The organism is Streptomyces sp. NPDC048473 (assembly GCF_043200155.1).
GTDB lineage: Bacteria > Actinomycetota > Actinomycetes > Streptomycetales > Streptomycetaceae > Streptomyces.
This window is the reverse complement of sequence record NZ_JBICXE010000136.1, coordinates 1-4,359: the sequence shown is the minus strand read 5'-3', so window position 1 is coordinate 4,359 and position 4,359 is coordinate 1. Positions and strand designations below refer to the sequence as shown.

7 protein-coding genes are annotated in these 4,359 nt (G+C 69.4%); 3 read left to right on the top strand and 4 right to left on the bottom strand.

Going from position 1 to position 4,359, the window contains the following annotated elements; translation table 11 throughout:
• Positions 1-23: 23 nt before the first annotated feature.
• Positions 24-434: a transposase gene (locus tag ACGFU7_RS47595; protein ID WP_393705016.1), complete on the bottom strand. Its 411-nt coding sequence runs from the start codon at positions 432-434 to the stop codon at positions 24-26.
• 245 nt (positions 435-679) lie between these two features.
• Between ACGFU7_RS47595 and ACGFU7_RS47590 the strand changes: the two genes are divergently transcribed.
• Complete coding sequence (locus ACGFU7_RS47590; protein ID WP_393705015.1) at positions 680-913, top strand: hypothetical protein; 234 nt, start codon at positions 680-682, stop codon at positions 911-913.
• A 618-nt stretch (positions 914-1,531) separates the two neighbouring features.
• Here ACGFU7_RS47590 and ACGFU7_RS47585 read toward each other — a convergent pair.
• The 3 genes from ACGFU7_RS47585 to ACGFU7_RS47575 all read right to left on the bottom strand — a co-directional run bounded on the left by ACGFU7_RS47585 (position 1,532) and on the right by ACGFU7_RS47575 (position 2,948).
• Positions 1,532-1,951, bottom strand: a complete 420-nt coding sequence (locus tag ACGFU7_RS47585) for a DUF2267 domain-containing protein (protein ID WP_393705013.1) — start codon at positions 1,949-1,951, stop codon at positions 1,532-1,534.
• A gap of 56 nt (positions 1,952-2,007) precedes the next feature.
• Complete coding sequence (locus tag ACGFU7_RS47580; protein WP_383979465.1) at positions 2,008-2,430, bottom strand: DUF2267 domain-containing protein; 423 nt, start codon at positions 2,428-2,430, stop codon at positions 2,008-2,010.
• An 86-nt stretch (positions 2,431-2,516) separates the two neighbouring features.
• The gene (locus ACGFU7_RS47575; RefSeq protein WP_383373669.1) at positions 2,517-2,948 is read right to left on the bottom strand and encodes an Hsp20/alpha crystallin family protein; all 432 of its coding nucleotides are present in this window, start codon (positions 2,946-2,948) and stop codon (positions 2,517-2,519) included.
• Between the two features lie 126 nt (positions 2,949-3,074).
• Here ACGFU7_RS47575 and ACGFU7_RS47570 point away from each other — a divergent pair, with 126 nt between their 5' ends.
• Together ACGFU7_RS47570 and ACGFU7_RS47565 are read left to right on the top strand one after the other, a co-directional pair.
• Positions 3,075-3,752, top strand: a complete 678-nt coding sequence (locus ACGFU7_RS47570) for a type III effector protein (protein WP_393705011.1) — start codon at positions 3,075-3,077, stop codon at positions 3,750-3,752.
• Positions 3,753-3,874: 122 nt separating this feature from the next.
• Entirely contained in the window at positions 3,875-4,219 is a 345-nt protein-coding gene (locus ACGFU7_RS47565) for a DUF6368 family protein (RefSeq protein WP_393705009.1), read from the top strand.
• Positions 4,220-4,359 lie beyond the last annotated feature (140 nt).

Sequence of the window (4,359 nt, the reverse complement as noted above, 5' to 3'; positions counted from 1 at the left end):
TCAAAGCCGTTGCCCCTGGTCAATCAGGCTTTCCCCGGCTCAAGACCAGCCGTCACGGACGTTACCCACCGCTTGACGAAACCCATAGGGGCACCTTTTGCGGGCCCCGGCGGCGTGCTGGTGGGCCCGGCACACAGTCGAGTCGACGCGCACATCCCAGGTGATCGGGGACTTCGCGTCCACCCGGGCTTGGAGCTGGGTGACGTTGTACTTCCAGGTGCCGTCCCGCTGCCGGCGCCGAGCAGGTCGTACACCCGGTCACGGCCCGTACCGCTCCGGCACATCCCGCCCGGCGTCCCCGTCCGGGGCCGCCACCGTATCCCGTCGATCAGCTGCCGCCGCGTCCGTATCGGCGGGCGCCCGGGATTCTTCCCACTGGGCAACAGCGGTTCCAGCCGCGCCCACTGTTCGTCCGTCAGATACCCACGTGCCACAACAAGTGATCTGGGGGTGCCCAGGCCAGCAGGCGCGGCGTGCTGCCGAACGGGTGGACGAGCGGATCCCTCCCTGCGGTGGCAGTCTGGGGAGCAGCGAGGCGCGACATCACCGAGGCCCACCCGGCGGCAGGACAAGGGTGTATGAGGCAGCCCGACGCGGACACGAACGGCAGGAACCTGTGGTTTGTCCTGGTCGCCGACCCGGGCCTTCCCTCCGAGATGGCCCGGGACCTTGCCCCCGCTTGCCGGAGGATCAGCGCCGCCGCATCGCCAGGGGCATCCGCTGGCAGGCGGACACCGTGACGGCGCCTCTGGTGGCGGACGAGCGGATCGACGTGTCCGACGTGGCCGAAATCGTCGGCACTCGTCTGGAGGACGGCGACTGGGACATCGGCGTCTTCCTCACCGACCGCCGAGCCGGATGGAGCGCAACCCGGTCAGCACCGAGGTCGAACCTGAGCACAGGGTCGCACTGATCTCACGGCCCGCCCTCGGCTCCCGGCGTCTGCGGCGCCGGGTGCGGCAGGCGGTGGTCGGCGTCGTCAGACAACGACGAAGAGCCGCTGGCCCGTCGTCGGCCGTCCGGCACCCGGGGAGGACGAGGTCTCGCGTGGGTGGGCTTCGTGGACGCGCTCGATGCGCAGGGTCTGTGATTCGTGGATGGGTGATGTCGTTGGACCAGGTGCGTTCCCTGCCAAGTTCAGCGTGCTGAAGGCCGATCTTCACCCAACTCGCCCTGCGGTGGGAGACGGACGGCCGTCTCGTACCGGGCCGGCCGGATGAGGAGTGGGCGACCCTTGCCCGCCGTCAACCCTGGCCTGGTCGCTGACCGCGCGGTGCGGGCGCCGCGTCCTGGGCTGCCGCCGGCCCGGCAGCCCGTCACGTCCCCACCCGCCCCGCCCCCACCGCGTCCCAGCGCGCGAGGGCAGCACGAAGCCCTGGTCCCGGGCGGACCAGGGCTTCGATTGACGGCCAGGAAGGGGGAACGGGTATCTGCGGCCCCGGCGGCCGCGGCACGAGTCCCGTGGGGTCTTTGCAACTCGTGTACGCGTCACCGTGACGAACGCGCCCGGCGCCGGATAGACACGGCGCGCTCAGGCGGCGGGTGCGAGTTCGGCGCGGCCGAACAGGAGCGCGTAACCGGGCGGCAGCTGGTCGAGGGTCCGGGTGAGGAGGTCGGGGCCTGCCAGCTGGGCGACCGGGGCGAGGACGGAGCCGGCGTCCCAGCGTGCGGTGGCGGGTGTTCCGCCGGTGCGGGCGGCGAGGTCCTCCACGAAGTCCCAGCCGGTGAGGGGCTGGGTGCCGGGAATCTGCGCGGAGAAGACGAGCGCGGCTTCGACGGGCAGACGGGACGCGAGTTCGACGCGTTCGTCGCCGGTCAGCTGCCGGCCCAGCGCGGCGAGCACGGCGTGGGTGACTTTCTGTGCTCGTTCGCGGGTCGGGTACGCGCCTTCGTACCGCACCTGCTCCGGCAGCTGGTCGTACGTCATCTGTGGTTCAGTCTTGGGGAGCATTGCTGGAGAGGTCCTTTCTCGTCGCAGGTCTTCCGGTCGGTGAGGGTGCGGGCTGTTCAGGGGTGCCCCGTCTCCTGGAGCGGTGAGGCCGGCCGGGGATGGCCACAGAGCTCGTCGTAGCCCGGCGGCAGTTGGAGCAGGATGCGGCTCATGAGGTCCTCGCCCGCCGCGTCCGCGGTCGTGCTGAGCACGGCGCCGACATCCCACTTTGCGGTCTCCTCGGTCGCCCCCTCGATCCATGCCGCGGTGGCGCGGACGAACCGCTCGGGGGAGAGCGGTTCAGCGGCCTGCAAAGGGTTGAGCAGGATCAGGGCGTAGTTTTCGGGAAGCCGGGCGGCCAGTTGGGCGCGCTCCTCGCCGACGAGGTGCGCGCCGAGCAGGGCCAGGACGACCCGGGCTGCCCGGTCGGCTTCCTGTGGTGTGTCGTACGTGCCGCGTTCCTGGACTCGGGTCAGGAATGTCTTCGCTTCGAGGGTCACTGTTGCTGTCCCCTTTCCTGAAGTGTGGAGGGCGGGGCGGGGGAGGAGATCCGTCCCGCCCTCCGCCGCCGAGATACGGGAGTGACTCAGCCGCTGATCTCCTTGCGCGTGGCCTCCCCGCCGATGGCGATCTTTCGGGGCTTGGCGCGCTCGGCGATCGGGATGCGCAGGGTCAGAACGCCCGCGTCGTAGTCGGCCTCGATGTGCTCCGTGTCGAGGGTGTCGGCCAGCATGACCTGGCGGGAGAAGACACCCAGCATCCGCTCGGAGAGCTCCATCTGTACGTTGTCCGACTTCTCGACCGGCCGCCGCTCGGCCTTGACGGTCAGCATGTTCCGCTCGACATCGATGTCGATCGCGTCCGGGGAGACACCGGGGAGATCGAAGGTGACGACGTACTCGTCACCGTCGCGATAGGCGTCCATCGGCATCGCGGACGGCCTCGACCAGGTGCCGGGCCCCATCAGCTGCTGGGCGATCCGGTCGAACTCACGGAACGGGTCGGTGCGCATCAACATCAGGAAACACCTCCAGTTGGTTCAGGCAGTACCTGCCAATGCGCTTCACCTGATTTCCCTTGTAACATGTCATCCAAACGATGACAAGTCATGAGTCGTCGAAAGGATGACAGGCAGGAGATCACTGTGGCCACAGCCGACCAGCACAGCCCGCCCCCGAACACGAACGCCGGCCCGGCTTCCTTCGTCGCTGCTGCGGGGGCCCTGGACGCCATCCGCGAAGCCCTCAGCGCCGCCCGCACCGCACAACCCGGCGAATCACCCGGCCGCGAGACAGGCCCCGACCAGGCCCTGGCCTCCCTTCTGCTGCTGCGCGAGGTGCGCGAAGAGCTCGCAGCCTGGGAGACGGGCCTGATCGAAGCGGCCCGGGGGGCGGGCGCCAACTGGGCTGACCTTGCTCACCCTCTCGGTGTCGCCAGCCGCCAGGCCGCCGAACGCCGCTACCTGCGCCTGCGCCCCGGTGGCTCCGGCACCACGGGTGAACAGAGGGTCAAGGCCACCCGCGACCTCCGTGCCGCCGACCGGAGTGTCAGCGCCTGGGCGCGTGGCAACGCGGCCGATCTGCGGCGGCTCGCCGGCCAGATCACGGCACTCAGGGACCTTCCGGCCGCGGCCCGTACCCCCCTCGGCAACCTCCATCACGCTCTCGCCGACAACGACGCCGCCGCCCTGGTCGGCCCCCTGACCGCCACCGGGCCGCACCTGGAAGCCGGCCACCCCGATCTGGCCACCCGCATCGATGCCATCACCCGCCACACGAAACATCTTCGGCAGGACAGCATCGACAGGCGCAACAGCGTCTGACCTGCACGGCTGGCTCTGTTCGCGTGTCCTGGCTCTGGATCAACTTCTGTGCGCGGCCACGCTGAGTAATGAGGTAGGGAGGACGGTCCCGGCTGGTCAGGCTCCGAGCTATTGGTGGACCGGTGTTGGTGATCGAGTTGGCGGAGGCCGTCCCCGGCGCGGTGATTCAGCGGCTCCGTGACCTTCTGGTTCGCTCCTCGGCACGGTTTGAGGAGAAGCGGGTTGACGAGTATGACCTGAACATTCACGCGGAAAGCCTCGGCATCTCGGACACCGGGGGTGCCGACGGACAGCGGCCCGTCCTGGTCTCCGTCATGGGGCCCGGCATCGGCGACCGGTCCATCTTCGAGGCCGAGCACGCCGACGAAGTCGATCAGGAGCCTCTCATCGGCTTCACGCCGACCCAGGCCGTCGACGTCGTCGCCTTCTGCAACCGTCCGGTCGACGAGTCGTCACGGCCCTGCTGACCGCCGCCGCTATGGACGTGGTCAGTGGCGTCGTCAACGCCGAACTAAGAGGTCGTTTCACTTGGTGAGTCGGCGGTGGCAGATGAGGGTTGCGGCTATGCCGACGAAGGCGAGGAAGTGCTCGGGCTTGCGTTCATATC

Bases quoted from the DNA above. Each gene is read 5' to 3' on its own strand.
- ACGFU7_RS47585 (WP_393705013.1), bottom strand. From the start codon at position 1,951: ATGCTCCCCAAGACTGAACCACAGATGACGTACGACCAGCTGCCGGAG.
- ACGFU7_RS47575 (WP_383373669.1), bottom strand. From the start codon at position 2,948: ATGTTGATGCGCACCGACCCGTTCCGTGAGTTCGACCGGATCGCCCAG.